The following is a 21,074-nucleotide window of genomic DNA, read 5'->3' as shown; positions in this document are numbered from 1 at the left end:
GTGCGGAGGACGGCCCTCGTCGGTGGTTGGATCAGGCGACCGCGGCGGGGAACCGTTCCCAGACCCGGTGCGCGGCCATCAACTGCTGCACCGCGGTCAGCGCCTCGGCGCCCGAGCCCGCCGCCACGACGCCCGGGGTGCCGGCGACGCCGGCCTGCTCCAGCACTGTGACGCCGGCGCCCCAGGCGCCGATCGCCTTGGCGTGCCGCCAGGACTCCTCGACGAGCAGCAGCACGCGGGGGTCCACGGTGGCCGGGGCCGGCGTGCCCGCCTTGGCGTCGCGGGCGGGCAGGGCATCCGGTGCGGGTGCCGGCGCTCCGGCCAGCAGGACCGCGTCGAACTCGACCGACCGGCCGGTGGCGAAGGTGCGCTGCACCGGCAGGTCGCCCACCATGCCGCCGTGGGGGGCGATCAGCAGCGGCACCATGCCGGCGCTGAACACGGCCCTGCGGACCTCGTCGACGCCGTCCAGGTCGCCGTCGGGGTCGACGACGATCCCGACCATCCGGCCGTCGCTCGGCCACTCCCGACCGACCTGCGACAGCGCCGGGCTGGGCGTGACGTCGGGGAGCGGCACGGTCGGCTGGGGTGCGGGCAGGCCCAGGCCGGTGGCGACCTGCTCGCACAGCACCGGGTCGATGTTGGCGAGGCTCTGCAGCTGACGCTCCTTGATCGTCTGGTGGTAGCACTTGCCCAGCTCGAAGGTGTACGCCCGGATGATGTGTTCCTTCTCGACCGGCGACATGCTCAGCCAGAACAGGCGGACCTGGCTGTAGTGGTCGTCGAACGAGGCCGGGTTCGCGCGTACCTTCGGTGCCTGGGCGACAGTGACCGGCACGTCGACGAAGGCGTGCTCGGCGTCCCCGGCGGGGAACGGGTTGCCGCCGTCGAGCGAGTTCGGTCGGTACGGCGCGACGCCGGCGTGCACGGCGTGCTGGTGGAAGCCGTCGCGCAGCATGTCGTTCACGGCCGCGTGCGGGCGATTGATCGGGATCTGCGTGAAGTTCGGCCCGCCCAGCCGGGTGAGCTGCGTGTCGACGTACGAGAAGAGCCGGCCCTGCAACAGCGGGTCGTTGGTGACGTCGATGCCCGGGGGCAGGTGACCGAGGTGGAAGGCGACCTGTTCGGTCTCGGCGAAGAAGTTCGTCGGCGTCCGGTTGAGCACCAGCCGCCCGATGGGCTGCACCTCGGCCAGCTCCTCCGGCACGATCTTCGTGGGGTCAAGCAGGTCGATGCCGGCGAAGGTCTCCTCGGGAGTGTCCGGGAAGACCTGGATGCCCAGCTCCCACTCGGGGTACGCGCCGGCCTCGATGGCGTCGTAGAGGTCGCGGCGGTGGAAGTCCGGGTCGATGCCGCCGATCAGCTGCGCCTCCTCCCAGGTCAGCGAGTGCACGCCCAGCTTCGGCTTCCAGTGGAACTTGGCCAGCACCGTCTCCCCGGCCTCGTTGACGAGGCGGAAGGTGTGCACGCCGAAGCCCTCCATCGTCCGGTACGAACGCGGAATGCCCCGGTCGGACATGTTCCAGATGGTGTGGTGCTGCGCCTCGGTGTGCAGCGACACGAAGTCCCAGAAGGTGTCGTGGGCGCTCTGCGCCTGCGGGATCTCCCGGTCGGGGTGCGGCTTGCCGGCATGGATGATGTCCGGAAACTTGATCGCGTCCTGGATGAAGAAGACCGGGATGTTGTTGCCGACCAGGTCGAAGGTGCCCTCGTCGGTGTAGAACTTCGTGGCGAAGCCACGGGTGTCGCGGACCGTGTCGGCCGAACCCCGCGAACCGAGCACCGTGGAGAACCGGACGAAGACGTCGGTCTCGCGTCCCTTCTTGAGGAAGCCGGCCCGGGTGACCGCCTCGGCGGTGCCGTACGCGGTGAACACACCGTGCGCGCCGGCACCCCGGGCGTGCACCACGCGCTCCGGAATACGTTCGTGGTCGAAGTGCGTGATCTTCTCGCGTAGGTGGTGGTCCTGGAGGAGCACCGGGCCGCGCGGGCCGGCCTTGAGCGAGTGGTCGGTGTCGCGCAGCCGCGCCCCGTTCGCGGTCGTGAGGTAGGCCCCCTGCTGGCCGTTCGCGATCGTCGGCGCGCCGGTCTCCGCGCCGGTCGGCGTGCGCGTCTGCGGTGCCCCCTGTTCCGACTTCGGCGGCAGCGGGTCGTGCGGCGTCGTCGGCTCCTCAAGCGGCGGTGGCGCGCTCCCCGGCGCGCCGGGGACGTCCGGGGTGAGGGCATCGGCGATCTTTCCTGAGGCGGTCTTCACGACGTTCTTGACCGCCTCGGCGGGCTTGCTGGAATCCACTGAAAGAACCTCTCCATGGCGCGTGTGCGGGCCGGCGCCTGCCCTGCTACCCCAGGTCAGAGGGTCGAAACACGACTGATCTCGGCATCCTGCGCCGGGACTGGTGATTTCGCCGATGCCGGGATCGGCGGAGCAGCCAAAACTGACACACGTCGATATCCCTCGACTTTAGGGAGTGCCCGACGTGTCCTCACCAACCACCACCCGTCCCCGTTCCGTCGCAGCCCGTGCCACCCGGCTCGCGCTGGCCGCCGTCCTGGCCGCCGGCGGCGTCCTGGCCGGATCGTCCGGCGCCGCCCAGGCCGCCGGCCCGTACGAGCGGGGCCCCGCCCCGACCACGGCGATCCTGGAGGCCAGCCGTGGCCCGTTCGCGACGTCCTCGCAGAGCGTGTCCTCGCTGAGCGTCACCGGCTTCGGCGGCGGCGTCATCTACTACCCGACCAGCACCAGCGAGGGCACCTTCGGCGCCATCGCCATCTCGCCCGGTTACACCGCCGCCTGGTCCAGCATCAGCTGGCTCGGACCACGCATCGCCTCGCACGGTTTCGTGGTGATCGGCATCGAAACCAACAGTCGGCTGGACCAGCCGGACAGCCGGGGCCGGCAGTTGCTCGCCGCGCTGGACTACCTCACCCAGCGCAGCTCGGTGCGCACCCGGATCGACAGCAGTCGGCTCGCGGTGGCCGGCCACTCCATGGGTGGCGGGGGCAGCCTGGAGGCGGCCTCGTCGCGGCCGTCGTTGCAGGCCGCGGTGCCGCTGGCACCGTGGAACCTGGACAAGAGCTGGTCCGAGCTGCGGGTGCCCACGCTGATCGTCGGTGGCGAGAGCGACTCCGTCGCGCCGGTCTCGTCGCACTCGGTGCCGTTCTACAACAGCATCCCGGCCTCCGCCGAGAAGGCGTACCTGGAGCTGAACGGGGCGAGCCACTTCTTCCCGCAGACCACGAACACGCCGACCGCCCGGCAGATGGTGGCCTGGTTGAAGCGGTTCGTCGACGACGACACCCGCTACGAGCAGTTCCTCTGCCCCGGCCCGAGCGGCTCGCAGATCCAGGAGTACCGCAACACCTGTCCCAGCGCCTGACGGCGGTCACGGGGCGGTCGCTGCTGGCGGCCGCCCCGTCCACGTGCGTAAAGGGGGCATTGAAGGTCTTGACGCCAAACCCGAGAAACGTACACTGCGAGTGTAAATAAACACCCGCCACGACAGAGGGATGGGTGATGGAGCGCGGCCTCGAACTGCACCACATCGGCGTCCGTTTCGGCGGCCTCACCGCCCTCGACGACGTGTCCCTGCGGGTGCCACCCAACCGGGTGGTGGGCGTCATCGGGCCCAACGGCGCCGGCAAGACCACGCTGTTCAACGTGATCTGCGGCTTCGTCGCACCGGAGACGGGTTCACTCACCCTCGACGGCCGGCCGCTGCGGCCACGGCCGCACCGGTTGACCCGGCTCGGCATCGCCCGGACCCTGCAGGGCACCGGGCTCTTCGCCGGGCTGAGCGTGCTGGAGAACGTGATGACCGGCGCTTCGCACACCGCCCGTGCCGGCTTCGTCCCCGCGCTGCTCGGGCTGCCGGCCAGTGACCGCGACGAGCGCCGGCTCCGCGGGGACGCCCTGGCCATCCTCGACGAGCTGGGCATCGCCGAGCACGCCGAGGCCGCGCCGACCACCCTGCCCTTCGCCGTACGCCAGCGGGTCGCCCTGGCCCGCGCGCTCGCCGCCCGGCCCCGGCTGCTCCTGCTCGACGAGCCGGCCGGTGGCCTCGGGGCGGACGACATCGCCGAGCTGGCGGAGCTGGTCCGGCAACTGCCCCGACGGGACACCGACCCCTGCGCCGTGCTCCTGGTCGAGCACCACATGGACCTGGTGATGGCCGTCTGCGACGAACTCGTGGTCCTCGACTTCGGCCGGGTCATCGCCGCCGGCACCCCGGACGAGATCCGCGACGACCCCGCGGTCACCGACGCGTACCTCGGTGCCACCGTCGAGGAGGCCTCCCAATGACCGCGACCGACCTGCTCGTCGTGCGGGGGCTGGTCGCCGGCTACGGTGCCGCGCCCGTGTTGCGGGCAATCGACCTCACCGTTCCGGCCGGCACCATCGCCGCGGTCGTCGGCGCCAACGGCGCCGGAAAGACCACTCTCCTGCGCGCGCTCTCCGGCATGATCCGCCCGGCCGCCGGCCAGGTCCTGCTGGCCGGAGAGGACCTTCGCGGTACGCCGGTGGAACAGCTCGTCCGACGCGGCATGGCGCACGTCCCGGAGGGCCGGGGCGTGATCAGCGAGCTGACCGTCGATGAGAACCTGCGACTGGGCGGGCTGTGGCGACGCGACCGGGCCGACGCCGGGCGGGCCCTCGACGAGGTCTACCAGCTCTTCGAGCCGCTGGCCCGACGCCGTCGGCACCTCGGTCACCAGCTCTCCGGCGGCGAGCGGCAGATGCTCGCGCTCGGTCGGGCCCTGGTCGGCCGACCCCGTCTGCTGCTGCTGGACGAGCCGTCGCTCGGCCTGGCGCCACGGGTGGTCGCCCGGACCATGGCCCTGCTCCGCCAACTGCGCGACCGCACCGGGCTGACCGTCCTGCTGGTCGAGCAGAACGTGCGCAGCGCGCTCGCCGTCGCCGACCAGGGCGTCGTGATGTCCCTCGGCCGGGTGGTGATCGCCGCCCCGGCGGTGCAGCTACGCGACGACGTCGACCTGCGCCACGCGTACCTCGGTTTCTGACCACCACCTCGTCCCCCGGAGGGAGAACTGTTGGACCGCTTCGTCTTCCTCACCGTCGACGGCCTGTCCCGGGGCGCGGTGTACGCCGCGTTCGCACTGGCCCTGGTGCTCATCTGGCGGGCGGCGCGGGTCGTCAACTTCGCCCAGGGAGCGATGGCCGTCGCCGCCGCGTACGTCGCCTACACCGTCAGCACCGCGACCGGTTCCTACTGGCTGGGCTTCGTGGTCGCGATCGTCGCCGGCCTGCTGCTCGGTGCGCTGGTGGACCGTGCGGTGATGCGGCACGTCGATCACGCCTCACCGCTCAACCCGGTGATCGTCGCGCTCGGGCTGGTGCTGCTGATCCAGGCCGTGCTCGGCATGGTGTACGGCAGCGAGTTCCGCCCCGCCGAGGCCCCGTTCAGCCGGTCCGCCCTCACCGTGGGCGGCGTCGCCGTGCTGTCCCCGTACGACCTGTTCGTCTTCGCCACGATCGGCGTGGTGGTCAGTGGCCTGGCCTGGATGTTCGCCCGTACCCCGGTGGGGTTGCGGATGCGCGCGGCGGCCTTCGCTCCGGAGGTCTCCCGGCTGCTCGGGGTCAACGTCGGTGGGATGCTGACCCTCGGTTGGGCGCTCGCCTCCGGGGTGGGCGCGTTGGCCGCCATGCTGGTCCTGCCGACCGAGCTGGGCCTGCACCCGCACGCGATGGACCTGGTGTTCGTCTCGGCGTTCACAGCGGCGGTGGTCGGCGGGCTGGACAGTCCACCGGGGGCGGTGGTCGGTGGGCTGGTGGTGGGGCTCTTGCTCTCCTACGTGAGCGGCTACGCCGGCAGTGACCTGACCCCGCTCGCGGTGCTGGTACTGCTGCTGGCGGTGCTGCTGGTCCGGCCCGGTGGGCTGTTCGCCCCGGTCGCGGCGAGGCGGGTGTGAGCGCCACGAGGGCGGCACTGCCGCCGAAGGAGCAGCTCGACGAACAGGGCGGCCGACCGGTCGACCGGCGACACGGCTCCACACTGCTGCGCCACCTCGCCGTGGTGCTGGCCGCCGGGTTGCTGCTGGTGGCGGTCAGCTACTCCGTCGAGCCGTTCCGCAACTTCCAGCTCGCCACCGTGGCCGCCTACCTCTGCGCGACCGCCGGGCTGACCGTCCTCACCGGGCTCAACGGTCAACTGTCGCTCGGGCACGGCGCGCTGATGGCCACCGGGGCGTACACAGTGGCGCTGTGCCAGACCGCGTTCGCCGACCGGGGAATGACCGGCGGCTGGCTGTTGCCGCTGTCGTTGGCTGCGGCGATCGTCAGCACTGTCGCGGTCGGCGCTGTGGTCGGTGTGGCAGCGGCCCGGCTGCGCGGTCCCTATCTGGCCGGGGTCACCCTCGCGGTTGCCGTTGTGGTGCCGGCGCTGGCGGTCACCTTCGACGGCGTGTTCAACGGCGAGCAGGGGCTGTCGGTGCCCGTGGAGCCGCCGCCGCTGTCGCTCGGCCCGTACTTCCCCTACGAGCGGTGGCAGCTTTGGGTCACCGGCGCGGCCACCCTGCTCGCGTTGCTGCTGTTGGCGAACCTGATCCGCAGCCGGTACGGGCGTACCTTCCGGGCGGTCCGCGACGACGAGGTGGCGGCCCGCCTCGCCGGCATCCACGTGGCCCGCACCCAGGTCCTCGCGTTCGTGGTCAGCGCCGCCACCGCCGGGCTCGGCGGCGCGCTGCTGGCGGTGCTCGCGCAGAGCGTCTCACCCGGGGCGTTCTCGCTGACCCTGTCGCTGTTCCTGCTGATGGCCGTCGTGATCGGTGGCCTGGGTCGACTGACCGGCGCGCTGTGGGGGGCCGTCCTGCTGGTCGCCCTGCCCGATCTGACCCACTCGGTGACCGAGATGCTCACGCTCTCACCCGCGGTGGCGCAGCGGCTGGAGGGCAACCTCCCCCTGGCGATCTTCGGACTCACCCTGATCGTCGTCATGATCGCCGCCCCCGGCGGTGTGCAGGGTCTGCTGTCGCGTCTCGGCCGGGCGCTACTGGCCAGGCGGCCGACCCGGCGTTCCTGAGCTGTCCTCGGTCCGGCCTCGGCCGGGCGCCCCACCACCACACCGTTCCCACAGACAACCGGACCGAGAAAGGTCGGTGTTTCCCATGCACCGTAAAGCGCATCGCGGCCTCGCGATCGCCAGCACCCTTGCCCTGCTCATCACCGCAGCCGGCTGTAGCGGCGACGACGGCCCCGGCTCCGGCGGGGCGTCGGTGCCGGGCGTCACCGACACCGAGATCGTCGTCGGCACCCACATGCCGCTGACCGGTCCGGCCTCGGCCGGCTACTCGAAGATCGCCCCGGCGACGAAGGCGTACTTCGACTACGTCAACGCCAACGGCGGAGTGCACGGCCGCAAGATCACCTACAAGATCATGGACGACGGTTACAACCCGGCGAACACCCAGCAGGTGGTCCGTCAGCTCGTCCTCCAGGACAAGGTCTTCGCCGTCCTCAATGGTCTGGGCACGCCGACGCACACCGGTGTGCTCGACTTCCTCAAGAGCAACCGGGTGCCCGATCTGTTCGTCGCCTCCGGCAGCCGCAGCTGGGACCAGCCGGACAAGTATCCGGGCACGTTCGGGTTCAACCCGGACTACACGGTCGAGGGCAAGATCCTCGCCAACTACGCGAAGGCGAACCTGGCCGGCCAGAAGGTCTGCTTCCTCGGTCAGGACGACGACTTCGGCCGGGACAGCCTGGCCGGCGTGGAGAAGGTGCTCGGCGCCGGTGCCGTTGCGGTCAAGCAGACGTACGTCACCAGCAACACCAACGTGGCGCCACAGATCGGCGCGTTCAAGGCGGCCGGCTGCCAGGTCGTCGTGCTCGCCACAGTGCCCGGATTCACCGCGCTCTCCGTCGGCACTGCGGCACGGCTGGGTTTCAAGCCGCAGTGGCTGGTCTCCAACGTCGGCGCCGACCACCCGACCCTGGCCAAGCAGCTCGGCGCCGCCGCGCCGCTGCTGGAGGGCATGGTCGGCACCAACTACCTCCCGATGCAGAACGACACCGCGAACCCGTGGATCCAGCTCTTCACGAAGGTCAACAAGGAGCACAACGGGGACGCGCCGTTCGACGGCAACACCGTCTACGGCATGTCGGTCGGCTACCTCTTCGTGCAGGTGCTGCTCGCCGCCGGCAAGGACCTCACCCGGGAGAAGGTGCTGGACGCCGTGCAGAAGGGCGGCTACCAGGGCCCAGGGCTGGTGCCGCTGCGCTTCTCTGCCACTGACCACTCCGGGTACGGCGGTCAGCGCCTGAGCCGGGTGAGTGGGGGAGTGCAGAGCTACTTCGGGCCGGCGTACGAGACGGACGAGGCGGACGGGGCGGTCAACGAGTACACCGCCACCCCGGCCGCGCCGCCGGCGAACGGGGTGCCGACCGTCTCCTGAGGGCCCCGCAGCGCCGACGTCCGACCGGGCGTGGTCCCGCCTGACCACGTCCGGTCGGACGGCTGCGCTCGTGCTGCCGCGTGGCCTGCCGGCCGATCGTCGGAGGCGTTGACCGATACCGATCGACGCTCCTACTATCTGCACCGTGAATGCATATTCGGACCGGCTTGCGGGCCGGGTCGCCATCGTCACCGGCGCCAGTCGCGGGATCGGTCTGGCCATCGCCCAACGCCTCGTCGCCGAAGGCGCGCGGGTGGGCCTGACCGCCCGCCGCCCCGAGGGGCTGGCCGAGGCGGTCGCCACCCTGGGCGGTCCGGCACACGCCCTGTCGGTGCCGGGCCGGGCCGACGATCCCGAGCATCGGGTCGCAGCGGTCAGCCAGGTGAGCGCGGCGTTCGGGCCGGTGGACCTGCTGGTCAACAACACCGGCATCAACCCGGTGCACGGCCCGCTGGTCGAGCTGGACCTGGCCGCGGCCCGCAAGATCCTCGACGTGAACGTGGTCGCCGCGCTCGGCTGGGTGCAGGAGGTCTGCGCCGCCGGCATGAGCGAGCGCGGCGGCTGCGTCGTCAACGTCTCGTCGATCGCCGGGCTCGGTCCGTCGCCCGGCATCGCCTGCTACGGGGTCAGCAAGGCCGCGCTCAACCACCTCACCGCCAGCCTCGCCGTGGAGCTGGGGCCGACGGTCCGGGTCAACGCGGTCGCCCCCGGCGTGGTGAAGACCCGCTTCGCCGCCGCCCTCTACGACGGGCGGGAGGCCGAGGTCGCCGCGCGGTACCCGCTCGGGCGCCTCGGTCTGCCGTCGGACGTGGCGGGCGCGGTCGCCTTCCTGGCCTCCGACGACGCCAGTTGGATCACCGGGCAGACCATCGTCTGCGACGGCGGCGTCTCGCTGACCGGCCGGGCCGGATGAGGGCGTCGGCGGAGCGTCCGGAGCCGCTGATCAACGGCTGTCTAGACTCGGCGGTGCGTCGGGGGACGCCGTGGCGGTGAGGGGGCGAGGGCGGATGGACGGGGTCGATGTGGCGGGCCGGGTCGACGGGCGCACCGCCCGCGCCGAGCGGACCCGCGCGGCCATCGTCGAGGCGCACCTCGCGCTCATCTCCGAGGGCGACCTCCGCCCGACCGGGGAACGCATCGCCGAGCGGGCCGGCATCTCGCTGCGCACCCTCTGGACCAACTTCAAGGACATGGAGACGCTCTTCGAGGCCAGCGGCGCGGAGGTGCTCCGCCAGCAGGACGCCGCCTACCGGCCGATCTCGACCGGGCTGCCGTTGGCGAAGCGGGTCGACGCGTACTGCCGGCAGCGAGCTCGACTGCTCCAGCTCATCGCGCCGTCGGCGCGGGCCGCCCAGATGCGTGAGCCGGTCTCCGAACAGCTGCACCGCAACCGTCTCAAGCACATCGAACGGGTCCGCGACGAGGTCGAGGAGCTTTTCGCCGTCGAGCTGGCCGAGGCCGGGCCGGGGCGGGAGCAGTTGCTCAACGCCCTGGTGGCGGCGAGCACCTGGCAGGCCTGGTCGATGCTGCGCTACGGGCTCGGTCTCGGCGTGGACCAGGCCCGCGCGGTGATGGCCCGGACCGTGGGCGCCCTGCTGGCCGAGGTCGCGCCCGACTGATTCCGGCCCGGCCCGATATCGCCCCCTCTTTCCATTCGGTTTCCGATGGGTAACACTGGCAGGCATGGTTACTGCATCAAGAGTGCAACTAACCGTGCTGCGTGGCCGGGACGACGAGTGCCGGGCTGTCCGGAGCCTGCTCGACGGCATGACCAACGCCGGCGGTGCCCTGCTGTTGCGCGGAGAGCCCGGATCGGGCCGGACGGCGCTTCTCGGCTACGCCCATCGGCACGCCGAGAGTCGCTGCACAGTGCTCGCCGGCAGCGGGCTCGCCGAGGAGGCCGCCCTGCCGTACGCCGGCCTGCAACGCCTGGTCGACCCGGTGCTCGACCGGGCCGCCGCGCTCCCCGGCGAGCAGCGCCAACTGCTACGGCGCGCACTGGGCGGGGAGAGCTGCCCGGCCGACCGGCAGCTGACCCTGTCGATGGCCGTGCTCGGGCTGCTCGCCGCCGCCGCCCGGGACCGGCCGTTGCTCGCCACCATGGACGACATCGACCGAGGGGACCCGCAGACCGCGCAGGTGCTGGCGTTCGTGGCCCGCCGACTGCGGCACCTGCCGCTCGCCGTCCTGCTCACCGCGGACGTCACCGCCAACCTCGACGGGATACCGGCGCACCGACTGCGCGCGTTGACCGAGCACGAGAGCGGCGCGGTCCTCACCGATCGACTCGATCGGCTGACCGAACGCGAGGGCGGCGACCGGCTTCCCGACCGGCCAGCCGCGTCGGCCCTGACCGCGCTGGCCACGATCGGCGGCGGCAACCCGCAGGCCCTGGTGGACCTCGCCGAGGTGCTCACCGCAGGGCAGTGGCGGGGCGAGGAGTCGTTGCCCGCCGCGCCACCAGCGGACGGAGCGCTGGGTCGCTCGTACCGAGCCCGGCTGGACCGGCTGCCCCCGGAGACCCGACGGGTGCTGTTGCTCGCCGCGCTCGACGAGGACGGGGAGCCGGGCACAGTGATCCGGGCCGCGGCCGCCGCTGGCGCCGAGGTCGAGGCGCTCGCCCCGGCGGAGGTCGCCGGCCTGGTCCGCGTCGAGCAACGCGGCGTCACCTTTCCGCAGCCGCTGGTGCGCACGATGATCGCGGCCAGCGCGCCGCTCGCGGAGCGCCGCGCGGCGCACCGACTGCTCGCCGAGGTGCTGGTCGCGGACGGGCAGCGGCTGCGCCGGGCGATGCACCTCGCCGCCGCGACCGCGGGTGCCGATCCGGCCCTCGCCGCCGAGCTGGAACAGGCGGCGGTCGGCGGACCCGACGGCTGGGCCGCCGCCTCGGTGGCCCTGCGGCGGGCCGCCGAACTGAGCGACCATCCGAGGCTGACTGCCACCCGTCTGCTGACCGCAGCCCGCTACGCCTGGGCCGGGGGGCAACCCGACGAGGCCCGGCTGCTGCTCGACCGCCTCCGCGCGGTCTGCGTAGACCCGGTCGTTCGAGGCCGCGCCGACCTGCTCCGCGGTGAGCTGGAGTTGCGCTGCGGCACCGCGTCGAGTGCGTCGGCCACGCTGCTGGCCGCAGCCGCGGCGGTGGACGGCACCGACCGCGCCCTGGCGTTGACCGGGCTGGTGCGGGCCGGCGAGGCGGTCTGTTTCACCGGCGACCAGTACCGGTACGCCGAGGTCGGCCGGCGGTCGCTGGCGTTGCGGCGCCCAGACGACCCGCCGGCCCTGGAGGTCATGGGCTGTCTGATCGCCGGGGTGGCCGCGACCCTGCGGGGCGACCACGAGCGAGCCGGGCCCGTGCTGCGCCGCGCCGTGGTGCTGGGCGACCGGCTGACCGGTTGGGCGTTGACCCCCACAGCGCTCAGCTGCGCCGCGGCGGCCGGACTGCTGGTGGCCGTGGACGGCGCGGCCCACCGGCTCGCCGAACGCGCCGTCGAGCTGGCCCGGGAACGGGGTGAGCTGTCCATGCTGTCGCGGGCGTTGGAACTGCGGGCGGTCGCCGAGTACTGGCTGGGTCGACACGAGGCGGCGGCGGAGACCTCCCGCGACGGGCTGCGCGTCGCCCGGGCAACCGGGCAGGTCAACTGCGCCAACGTCCATCTGGGCATGCTCGCCGTCCTCGCCGCGATCCGGGCCGATCGGGAGACCAGCCTGCGGCGGATCCGCGAGATCGGCGAGTCGCCGACGCCGGGCAGCCGCCCGCACGCGCTCGCCGCGTGGGCCCTGGCGGTGCTCGACCTGGTCGACGGCCGGCACGCCGAGGCCGCGGAGCGGTTGGCGTCGCTGGCTCGGCTCGGCACGCGTCGAGGTCAGATCCTCGTGCAGGTGATGGCCACCCCGTACCTGGTGGAGGCGGCGGCACACCTGGCGCACCGGCCGGCGGCGACGGCCGCGCTCGCCGCGTTCGACAGGTGGGCCAGCAGCACCGCGAGCCCGTTGCGCCGGGCCCTCTCCGCGCGGTGTCACGCACTGCTCGCCCCTCGGGGCGGCACCGAGGCGGAACGGGACTTCCAGGCGGCGCTGCGCCTGCACCCGACCGAGGCCGGCACGTTCGAGCGGGCCCGCACCGAACTGCTCTTCGGCCAGGAGCTGCGCCGCAGTCGACGCCCTCGTGACGCGCGGACGCACCTGCACCAGGCCCGCGAGATGTTCAGCCTGCTCGGGGTGGAGTGCTGGGCCGAGCAGGCCACCACGGAGCTGCGGGCGGCCGGGGAGTCGATCGGTCCGCCGGACCTGCCCGCGGCGCGGTTGTTGACCGGCCAGCAACTGCGGATCGCCGAGCTGGTCGCCGAGGGCGCCACCAACCGGGAGATCGCCGCCCGGATGTTCCTCTCCACCCGTACGGTCGACCATCACCTGCGCAACGTGTTCCACCGGCTGGGCATCCGTTCGCGGACCGAGCTGGCCCGCGCGTTCACCGCCGAGCGGCACGTCGGTCTGGCCTCAGACCGGTGAACGTCCGGTCTGGACGCGTTTAACTATCACCGCTAGTTTGAGCGTCATGGACCTCACCCTCTCCGCCGAGCAGGCGGCGGTCCGCCAACTGGCCGCCGAGTTCGCCGACCGCGAGCTGCTGCCGCACGCCGCCGCCTGGGATCGCCGCGAATCGGTCGACCCCGCCATCGTCGGCATGCTCGGTGACCTGGGCTTCCTGGGGCTGACCATCGCCGAGACCGACGGCGGTTCCGGCGGCGACCACCTCGCGTACTGCCTGGTCCTGGAGGAGTTGGGCCGGGGCGACTCGGCGGTGCGCGGCATCGTCTCGGTCTCCCTCGGCCTGGTGGCGAAGTCGATCGCCGCGCACGGGAGCGCGGAACAGCGGGACGAGTGGCTACCGAGGCTCTGCGCCGGCAGCGCACTCGGATGCTTCGCGCTGACCGAGCCGGACAGCGGCTCGGACGCGGCCGCCCTGCGCACCCGTGCGGTCCGCGACGGCACCGACTGGCTGCTCACCGGCACGAAGACGTTCATCACCAACGGCACCACCGCCGACGTCGCGCTGGTCTTCGCCCGCACCGGCGGCCCCGGGCACCGAGGAATCACCGCGTTCCTGGTGCCCACCGACAGCCCCGGGCTGACCCGGCGGGAAATCCACGGCAAGCTCGGCCTGCGCGGTCAGGCCACCGGCGAGCTGGGCTTCGACGAGGTGCGCGTGCCCGACACGGCCCGCCTCGGCGCCGAGGGCGCCGGATTCCGGCTGGCCCTGGCCACCCTCGCCAAGGGTCGGATGTCGGTGGCCGCCGGGTGCGTCGGCATCGCCCAGGGCTGCCTCGACGCGGCGGTCGGTTACGCCGGGCAGCGCACCCAGTTCGGCAAGCCGATCGCCGGGCACCAGCTCGTCCAACAACTGCTGGCCGCCATCGCGGTGGACACCGCCGCCGCCCGGCTGCTGGTCTGGCAGGTCGCCGACCTGATCGACCGCGGCCAGCCGTTCGCCACCGAGGCGTCGATGGCCAAGCTCTTCGCCAGTGAGGCCGCCGTCCGCGCGGCCAACAACGCGGTCCAGGTCTTCGGCGGGTACGGCTACATCGACGAGTACCCGGTCGGTAAGTATCTGCGCGATGCCCGGGTGGCCACGCTCTACGAGGGCACCAGTCAGATTCAGCAACTCCTCATCGGACGTGCGCTCACCGGCGTCAACGCCTTCTAGTAGCTGTAGGGAGATCCGGCATGAGAGTCTTCACCTCGTTCGAGGAGTTGGCCGCCGCGACCGGCGAGAGCCTCGGGCCCGGTCCGTGGCAGCGCGTCGAGCAGAGCCGCGTCGACCTCTTCGCCGACGCCACCGACGACCACCAGTGGATCCATCTCGACCCGGTCCGAGCCGCGGCGGGGCCGTTCGGCGGGACGATCGCACACGGGTACCTCACCCTGTCGCTGTTGCCGGCGTTGGCGAGCGGGCTCTACCGGGTCGAGGGGGTGGCGATGGGCGTCAACTACGGGCTGAACCGGGTGCGCTTCCCCGCGCCGCTGCGGGTCGGCGCCGCCGTACGCGCCACCGCCACCATTGCCGACGTTTCGCCGGTCAGCGGCGGTGTGCAGCTGGTCGTGACGGTCACCGTGGAGAGCGACAGCGGCGGCAAGCCCGTCTGCGTGGCCGAAACCGTGAGCCGGCTCTACCACGCCGTGGAGCAGTGACCCTCCGCAGGCTGACGGGGCGGCGACGGATCCCGTCGCCGCCCCGTCACCGCACCCCCGTAGCGGTCGATGCGGAGGGAGATGGTCCTGGTCCTCGCCGACTCGATACCGGCGGCGACCGCGAGGGCCGCGAATCGATGACGCACCGAACGTTGGGCCCCGAGGCGAACTGCCGAAACGGGCCCCATTCAGTCGCGCTAGCGAAATCGTAATCGAATAAGAGCCCCCCTTGTCTATCCGGGATTGCGTGACGCCCCCCGTACCCAGGACGACCATCAGTGCTGTGGGTAAACAGCGCCGGTGCCGTTTCTGGCGTGCATCACACACCCCCTCCCGGTCCTCCTCCGTGTCGTTGATCGCGTTGAGTCGTCGCACGCCAAGTTGCGCTGTGGCTGCTACCCGACACTCGCCGATCGACGTCCACGGAACTAGATATAGTCCCGTATGGATTGTTTGCCAATCATGTCGCCAGGCTGACAAACAACTCTGTGACGGGGGACAACGTGGGAAGACCTGAGCGGCCGCTCGACCCGGAGGCAGGCGAGCTGGAGCGGTTCGCCCTCGACCTACGCCAGCTGCGGACGAAGGCGGGTTCGCCGACCTACCGTCAACTGGCCAGACGCGCGCACTTCTCGGTGACCACCCTGGCGAAGGCCGCCAGCGGAGAGACCGTGCCAAGCCTTCAGGTGACACTGGCGTACGTGGCCGCCTGCGACGGCGATCCGGCCGAATGGACCGAACGGTGGCACAGCCTGATCGCGAGCGTGACGTCCGCCGAGACGGTGGGGGTTGGCCGCGGACCGTACTGGGGAATGGCAGCGTTTCAGCCGGAAGACTCAGAATGGTTCTTCGGACGCGAGCGCATGGTGGCTCAGCTCTGTGAAATGCTCACCCGCCTCCGGTTCGTCGCGGTTTTCGCCCCGTCCGGTGCGGGCAAGTCGTCCCTGCTACGAGCGGGTCTGATAGCGGCCGTGGTCGAGAATCCCGTCAAGGGTCAGCCGGCCTGGGCCACGGTGCTGATGACGCCCGGCGAACATCCCATCGAAGAGCTTGCGTTCCACCTCGTCAATGAGCAGGACCCGGCTCGTGACACGATCCAGCGCCACCTGGCCGATGATCCGGTCAGCATTCGCGGAATGATCGAGCAGATTCTCAATTCGCGTCCATCGGTCGCGAACATGCTCATCGTGGTGGACCAGTTCGAGGAGCTCTTCACGCTCTGCCGGAACGAGGAGGAGCGATCGGGCTTCATTGCCGCGCTGCTCGCCGCAGCGGAGATCCCCAGGGTGCGCGTGGTGCTGGGAGTGCGGGCCGACTTCTATGGTCGGTGTGCCGCCTATCCGGCCCTGGTGGCCGCTCTCCATGAGCACCAGCTGTTGATCGGCCCGATGGACGATGAGGATCTGCGTCGGACGATCACCGGCCCCGCGGAGCGCGCCGGGTTGCTGGTGGATCCGGCGTTGGTGGAGATGGCCGTGGCAGACGTTGGCGGTCAGACAAGTGCGCTACCGCTGCTGTCCCATGCACTCTTGGAGACGTCGCGCCTGCGGCAGGGCAAGCGGATCACGCTGGCCCACTACCGCGAGTCAGGCGGCGTGAACGGCGCCATCACCCGTACCGCTGAAGGGGTGTACGCGCAGTTCGATGAGGGGCAGCGAGGGCTGGCACGGGACATCTTCCTGCGCCTGACCGCCCTCGGCGACGGCACCGAGGACACCCGACGCCGGGCACCCCTCGCCGAGTTGGTGGGCGGGGTGGACCCCTTGGCCGCGGCTGGGGTACTGGCCAGGTTGACGGCCGCGCGGCTGGTCATGGCGGACGAGAAGGGCGTCATGGTGGCCCACGAGGCCCTGATCCAGGAGTGGCCCCGGCTGCGTCGCTGGCTGACCGAAGATCGGGAGCTGCTGCGCTCGCACCGCAGGCTGACAGAGGCTGCCGCCGAGTGGGATCGGCACGACCGCGTGGACGGATTCCTGTATCGGGGGGTCCAGTTGGCGCTCTGGGGAACGCGCCAGGTGATGGACCTCAGTGACCTGGAACAGGACTTTCTGGAGACCAGCCGTGCACGCGAGAGCCGGCACCGGGCAGCCCGACGGCGGCGGAGCAGGGTGGCATTGACCGGGCTCGCGGCAACAGTTGTCGTGGTGAGCGTCCTCGCGGCAGTGGCACTGGTGCAGGCGAACCGGGCGGCCGCCGAACGAGACCTCGCTGTTTCCCGGCAGCTGACGGTCGAGGCCGACAACCAACTCCAGATCGATCCGCGGCAGGCGCAGCGCCTCGCCAGACGCGCTCTGACCACCCGCCCGACCGTCGGTGCGGAGATGGTGCTCCGCCAGGCCGCCGTCGACGACCGGCTGCAGGCGATTGTGCCGATGAGCAGCAAGAAGGCCTTGGGCGTGGCGTTCAGTCCGGACGGAAGGCGGGTGGCGGCCACCGGGACGGACGGCGAGGTGCGGGTGTGGACCTGGGCCGGGCACGGCGTCTCCGGACCGGGCCAGGCTCTCACCGGCGGACCCGAGGGGCAGGTCTGGAGCCCGATGTTCAGCCCGGACGGGAAGCGACTGGTCACCGCCGGCTCGGACGGCACCGTCCGGATCTGGCAGGTCGATGGAAAGGCTGGGCCCATCGTCCTCCGAGGGCACGAGGGCCCGGTCTGGGGAGTGGCCTTCAGCCCCGACGGACGGTTGGTCGCCAGTGCTGGCGAGGACACCACCGTTCGGGTCTGGGATGCCCGCGGCGACGAACGACCGGTGGTGCTGCGTGGGCACACGAAGGTCGCGGTCGGTGTGGCCTTCAGCCCCGACGGGCGCCAGTTGGCCAGCAGCGGCCACGACGCGACGGTACGGCTCTGGGATCTGGCCGCGCGATCCACCAGAACGGTCCTCACCGGGCCACGCGAGGCCACCAGGACGTTGGTGTTCAGCCAGGACGGCACCCGCCTGGCCTGCTCCAGCGCCGACGGTACGGCCTGGGTGTGGCCACTGACCGGGTCGGCGGCGCCGGTGGTGCTGCGTGGGCATGAGGGCACTGTGGAAGGGCTCGCGCTGAGCCCGGACGAGCAGTGGTTCGCGACCACCAGTGACGATCTGACCGTACGGATCTGGAACGCCAACGGCGCTGGTGACCCGTTGGTGTTGCGCGGCCACACCAACCGGGTCTGGGCGTTGGCGTTCAGCCCGGACGGATCCCGGCTGGTGAGCGCGGCCGATGATGGCACGCTACGGATCTGGGACCCGGGCAGCGATCGTCTGATCCTGCGGGGCCACAAGAAAGCCACCTGGTCCGCAGCGTTCACCCCGGACGGGCAGCGGGTGGTCAGCGGCGGCGAGGACGGCACGGTGCAGGTCTGGAACCTGGCCACACCGGCCGAGCCCCGGGTGCTCGGCCGCCACGACGGCGACGTCTACGGTCTCACCGTGAGTCCGGACGGGGCGAGTGTGGCCACCGGCGGCCGCGACGGCAGCGTGCGAGTCTGGGACCTCGCCGGCAGACACGATCCTGTGGTGCTTCGCGGGCACGAGAAGCAGGCGTGGATCGCCGACTTCAGCCCTGACGGCCGTCGCCTGGCCAGCGTCAGCAACGACAGGAGCCTACGAATCTGGGACCTCACCGGCCGGAGTGCCCCGGTGGTCCATCGAGCCGCCGAAGAGATCCGGTACGCCGCCTTCAGCCCGGACGGCCGGAAGGTCGCCACAGCTGGCGCGGAGGGCACCCTACGGATTTGGGACGCTCTCGGCACGGCCGAACCACTACTACTTCCCGGTCATGAGGGATTGGTATGGGCCGTGGCCTTCAGCCCGGACGGACAACGGGTCGCCAGTGCCGGCTTCGACGGCACCGTGCAGATCCACTCCGTCACGAGCGGCATCGCGCCTATGGTGTTGCGAGGACACGAGGGGCCGGTCTGGCACGTGTCGTTCAGCCCGGACGGGCAATGGGTGCTCAGTTCTGGAAAGGACGGCACCGCTCGGCTGTGGCGCGCTTCGGAGGCCGCGCGGTCCGTGACCTTCGGGGGATTCGGTGCCTCCGTGGAGACCGTCGACTTCAGCCCGGACGGCGAGCGGCTCGTCTCGACGCATGACGACGGCACCGTACGCGTCTGGCCCTGCCGGGCGTGTGCTCCGGTCCAGAACCTGCTGGAGCCGTGACCAGGGAAGGTGGGCCGTTCAGGCCCGCGCTGAGTGGAGCACCGAGCCCAGCCAGCGCAGCTGACGCCGGACGTGCACGGCCTCGCCGCCCTCATGACCGTTGAACGGGTAGACGTGCATCTCCCGCTCGGGCGGCACCGGCTTCCCGTTCGCGGCGCCGTAGTGGTTGTAGGCGGCGAAGGCGGTTCGCGGTGGGCAGACGGTGTCGCGTTGGCCGACTCCGAAATGTGCCGGCGCCGTCGCCCGGCGCGCGAAGCTCACGCCGTCGACATAGGACAGGGTGCGCCACACCGCCTCCTCGGCCTCCCGGTGCACCGCCAGGTACCGGGCGATCTCGCCGTACGGCGCGAGGTCGGTGAGCGCGACGGCCCGGCGCATGTCGCACAGGAACGGGGCGGTGGTCAGTACCGCGCTGAGGTCCTCGACGAGACCCGCCACCGCCAGGGCGATGCCGCCGCCCTGGCTGTTGCCGATCACGGTGACCCGGTCACCCGCGGCCCCCGGCAGCGCGCGGACCGCCTCGACCGCCCGCACCGCGTCAGTGATCAGGCGGCGGTAGTGGTAGTCGCGCGGATCGAGGATCCCCCAGGTGGCCGGCCAGGGCCCGCCGGGCGCGCCGTGCGGGTCGGGGGTGTCCCCGGCGCCGTGCTGCCCCGCCTGGCCCCGGTTGTCCATCAACAGGTGCGCGTACCCGGCAACGGCCCAGGTCGGCCGTTCGTGGGGCAGGCCCCGCCCGCGACCGTAGCCGGCGTACTCGACAACGGCCGGCAGCGGCTCGCGAACCCCGGCCGGGCGGGTGTACCAGGCGCGGACCGGGTCACCGCCGAAGCCGGCGAACGTGACGTCCCAGGAGTCGAGCAGCCGCAGGTCGGTGGGTTCGGGGCGGACGTCGACGAGCACCGGCACGGCGGCCGCCTCGGCGAGCGTGTCCCGCCAGAACTCGTCGAAGTCATCGGGTTCGGCGACCTCGGGTGCGTACCGCTGAAGGTCGTCGAAGGTGAAGGCGGAGTGGGGCACGGGTCCTCGCAGGGGCCGGGGTCAGTGCGGGTGGGCGGGGGGCGCGGTGCTCTCCCGGACGACCAGCTCGGTCACCAGGTCGATCCGGCTGGTCGCCGGCTCGTTCCCCCTGGTCAGGTCGAGCAACATCTGGGTGGCGATGCCGGCCATGTCACGCAACGGCTGGTTGATCGTGGTGAGGGCCGGGTCGGTCCAGGCCGAGACCGGCAGGTTGTCGTACCCGATCACCGAGAGGTCCTCGGGCACTCGCAGGCCGCACTGACGGGCGGCCCGGAGCACCCCCATGGCCTGGATGTCCGACCCGGCGAAGATCGCCGTGGGTCGGTCCGGCCGCTGGAGCAGTTGCAGACCGTGGGCGTGCCCCGCTCCGGCGGAGAAACTGCCGTAGCGGATCAGCTCGCGGTCGACCACTATTCCGGCTTCGTCGTGGGCCGACTGGAAGCCGGCGGCCCGGGCTCTGCTGCACAGCACGTCGGGTGGCCCGGAGATGATGGCGATCCGTCGGTGCCCCAGCTCCAGCAGGTGCCGGGCGGCGAGCAGACCGCCGTTCCAGTTGTTCGACCCGACGGTCGGCACGGAGGCCGAGGTGGCACTGTCCGTGTCGACGACGACGAACGGAATGCCCTGCCGGCGCAGATGCTGCTGTTGGGCCTCGGCCAGGTGGGAGAGGACGAACACCACGCCCAGGGGGCGGTCGGCGAGTAACGCCTCCAGCCATCGTGCCGGCGGGCGGTGCGCGCCGTCGAGCTGGGCGATCGACAGCCCGATGCCGGCGGCGGAGGTCACCGCCTCGACGCCCCGCAGGATCTCCATCGCCCAACCCGTGTCGAACTCGTGGAACACGAGGTCCACCCGGCCGCCGCTGGTCGCGTGTCGCCGGGCGCGGCGCTGGTACTGGTGGCGGTCGAGGCTCGCCTCCACCCGGGCTCTGGTGCCGGGGGCGACATCGCCGCGTCCGTTGAGGACCTTGGACACGGTCGCGACCGATACGCCGACATCGTTGGCGATGGTCGCGATGGTGGTGGAGGCGGGTGGGTCGAGCGGGCGGTGCTCTGTCATCGCGGCCTCATACAACATCCGAAAGTTTCGGGCGACCTTAACACGATGAGACATTCACGCCAGTGGGTGCCGCACTCGGGCTGGGCATTCACGGGACATTGCGCGGCTTCTCGGCGACTGAGCGCTGATCGTGGGGTCACCGTGTGCAGGATCCGCCCCCTGGTAGTCCGATTGAGACTCTTGACAGGCATCGATGGGACACTTAGGTTGCCGAAAAGGTTACGCAGGTTTCCGGAAAGTTTCGGATCGTGA

At 71.6% G+C, this 21,074-nt stretch carries 15 protein-coding genes; 12 read left to right on the top strand and 3 right to left on the bottom strand.

All coding sequences use genetic code 11. The annotated features are described in order from the left end of the window. Positions 1 to 31 precede the first annotated feature (31 nt). On the bottom strand, positions 32 to 2,293 hold the full coding sequence (locus GUI43_RS04795; protein ID WP_112698093.1) for a catalase: 2,262 nt from the start codon (positions 2,291 to 2,293) through the stop codon (positions 32 to 34). A 184-nt stretch (positions 2,294 to 2,477) separates the two neighbouring features. Here GUI43_RS04795 and GUI43_RS04790 point away from each other — a divergent pair, with 184 nt between their 5' ends. The 12 genes from GUI43_RS04790 (at position 2,478) to GUI43_RS04735 (ending at position 18,746) form a co-directional block, all read left to right on the top strand. Beyond that, positions 2,478 to 3,377, top strand: a complete 900-nt coding sequence (locus tag GUI43_RS04790) for an alpha/beta hydrolase family protein (RefSeq protein WP_112605684.1) — start codon at positions 2,478 to 2,480, stop codon at positions 3,375 to 3,377. A gap of 137 nt (positions 3,378 to 3,514) precedes the next feature. Next, positions 3,515 to 4,300: an ABC transporter ATP-binding protein gene (locus GUI43_RS04785; protein ID WP_112589455.1), complete on the top strand. Its 786-nt coding sequence runs from the start codon at positions 3,515 to 3,517 to the stop codon at positions 4,298 to 4,300. Then, positions 4,297 to 5,019 (top strand): ABC transporter ATP-binding protein, encoded by a 723-nt coding sequence (locus GUI43_RS04780; protein WP_030490741.1) that lies wholly within the window; start codon positions 4,297 to 4,299, stop codon positions 5,017 to 5,019. The genes GUI43_RS04785 and GUI43_RS04780 overlap by 4 nt, the downstream gene beginning before the upstream one ends. A 30-nt stretch (positions 5,020 to 5,049) precedes the next feature. Continuing rightward, the gene (locus GUI43_RS04775) at positions 5,050 to 5,928 is read left to right on the top strand and encodes a branched-chain amino acid ABC transporter permease (RefSeq protein ID WP_112698092.1); all 879 of its coding nucleotides are present in this window, start codon (positions 5,050 to 5,052) and stop codon (positions 5,926 to 5,928) included. Beyond that, positions 5,925 to 7,037 (top strand): branched-chain amino acid ABC transporter permease, encoded by a 1,113-nt coding sequence (locus tag GUI43_RS04770; RefSeq protein WP_112698091.1) that lies wholly within the window; start codon positions 5,925 to 5,927, stop codon positions 7,035 to 7,037. Before GUI43_RS04775 ends, GUI43_RS04770 begins: the two co-directional genes overlap by 4 nt. 85 nt (positions 7,038 to 7,122) lie before the next feature. Next, positions 7,123 to 8,409 carry an ABC transporter substrate-binding protein gene (locus GUI43_RS04765; protein WP_112589459.1) on the top strand — a complete coding sequence of 429 codons (1,287 nt, stop codon included), beginning with the start codon at positions 7,123 to 7,125 and terminating at the stop codon, positions 8,407 to 8,409. Positions 8,410 to 8,554: 145 nt separating this feature from the next. Continuing rightward, the gene (locus GUI43_RS04760) at positions 8,555 to 9,322 is read left to right on the top strand and encodes an SDR family oxidoreductase (RefSeq protein WP_112605524.1); all 768 of its coding nucleotides are present in this window, start codon (positions 8,555 to 8,557) and stop codon (positions 9,320 to 9,322) included. Positions 9,323 to 9,416: 94 nt separating this feature from the next. After that, positions 9,417 to 10,028 carry a TetR/AcrR family transcriptional regulator gene (locus GUI43_RS04755; protein ID WP_112589463.1) on the top strand — a complete coding sequence of 204 codons (612 nt, stop codon included), beginning with the start codon at positions 9,417 to 9,419 and terminating at the stop codon, positions 10,026 to 10,028. Positions 10,029 to 10,092: 64 nt separating this feature from the next. Then, positions 10,093 to 12,918, top strand: coding sequence for an AAA family ATPase (locus tag GUI43_RS04750; RefSeq protein ID WP_112698090.1), 2,826 nt, complete (start codon positions 10,093 to 10,095; stop codon positions 12,916 to 12,918). Positions 12,919 to 12,964: 46 nt separating this feature from the next. Next, entirely contained in the window at positions 12,965 to 14,113 is a 1,149-nt protein-coding gene (locus tag GUI43_RS04745) for an acyl-CoA dehydrogenase family protein (protein ID WP_112698089.1), read from the top strand. 20 nt (positions 14,114 to 14,133) lie between these two features. Next, on the top strand, positions 14,134 to 14,598 hold the full coding sequence (locus tag GUI43_RS04740) for a MaoC family dehydratase (RefSeq protein ID WP_112589469.1): 465 nt from the start codon (positions 14,134 to 14,136) through the stop codon (positions 14,596 to 14,598). A 503-nt stretch (positions 14,599 to 15,101) separates the two neighbouring features. Beyond that, entirely contained in the window at positions 15,102 to 18,746 is a 3,645-nt protein-coding gene (locus GUI43_RS04735) for an nSTAND1 domain-containing NTPase (RefSeq protein WP_146765860.1), read from the top strand. 18 nt (positions 18,747 to 18,764) lie between these two features. Here the strand turns inward: GUI43_RS04735 and GUI43_RS04730 are convergent, their stop codons facing one another. After that, complete coding sequence (locus tag GUI43_RS04730; RefSeq protein WP_112698087.1) at positions 18,765 to 19,763, bottom strand: acetylxylan esterase; 999 nt, start codon at positions 19,761 to 19,763, stop codon at positions 18,765 to 18,767. A 21-nt stretch (positions 19,764 to 19,784) separates the two neighbouring features. Beyond that, positions 19,785 to 20,822, bottom strand: coding sequence for a LacI family DNA-binding transcriptional regulator (locus tag GUI43_RS04725; RefSeq protein WP_112698181.1), 1,038 nt, complete (start codon positions 20,820 to 20,822; stop codon positions 19,785 to 19,787). Positions 20,823 to 21,074: the final 252 nt, after the last annotated feature.

Origin of the sequence: Micromonospora noduli (assembly GCF_003264365.1) — a bacterium.
GTDB lineage: Bacteria > Actinomycetota > Actinomycetes > Mycobacteriales > Micromonosporaceae > Micromonospora > Micromonospora noduli.
Note: the sequence above shows the minus strand (reverse complement) of the source record. Positions and strands in the feature narration are given on the sequence as shown.

Excerpts from the sequence above, each read along its gene's own strand:
- GUI43_RS04745 (WP_112698089.1), top strand. The coding sequence starts at position 12,965 with ATGGACCTCACCCTCTCCGCCGAGCAGGCGGCGGTCCGCCAACTGGCC.
- GUI43_RS04785 (WP_112589455.1), top strand. The coding sequence starts at position 3,515 with ATGGAGCGCGGCCTCGAACTGCACCACATCGGCGTCCGTTTCGGCGGC.
- GUI43_RS04765 (WP_112589459.1), top strand. The coding sequence starts at position 7,123 with ATGCACCGTAAAGCGCATCGCGGCCTCGCGATCGCCAGCACCCTTGCC.
- GUI43_RS04755 (WP_112589463.1), top strand. The coding sequence starts at position 9,417 with ATGGACGGGGTCGATGTGGCGGGCCGGGTCGACGGGCGCACCGCCCGC.
- GUI43_RS04725 (WP_112698181.1), bottom strand. The coding sequence starts at position 20,822 with ATGACAGAGCACCGCCCGCTCGACCCACCCGCCTCCACCACCATCGCG.
- GUI43_RS04780 (WP_030490741.1), top strand. The coding sequence starts at position 4,297 with ATGACCGCGACCGACCTGCTCGTCGTGCGGGGGCTGGTCGCCGGCTAC.
- GUI43_RS04750 (WP_112698090.1), top strand. The coding sequence starts at position 10,093 with ATGGTTACTGCATCAAGAGTGCAACTAACCGTGCTGCGTGGCCGGGAC.
- GUI43_RS04740 (WP_112589469.1), top strand. The coding sequence starts at position 14,134 with ATGAGAGTCTTCACCTCGTTCGAGGAGTTGGCCGCCGCGACCGGCGAG.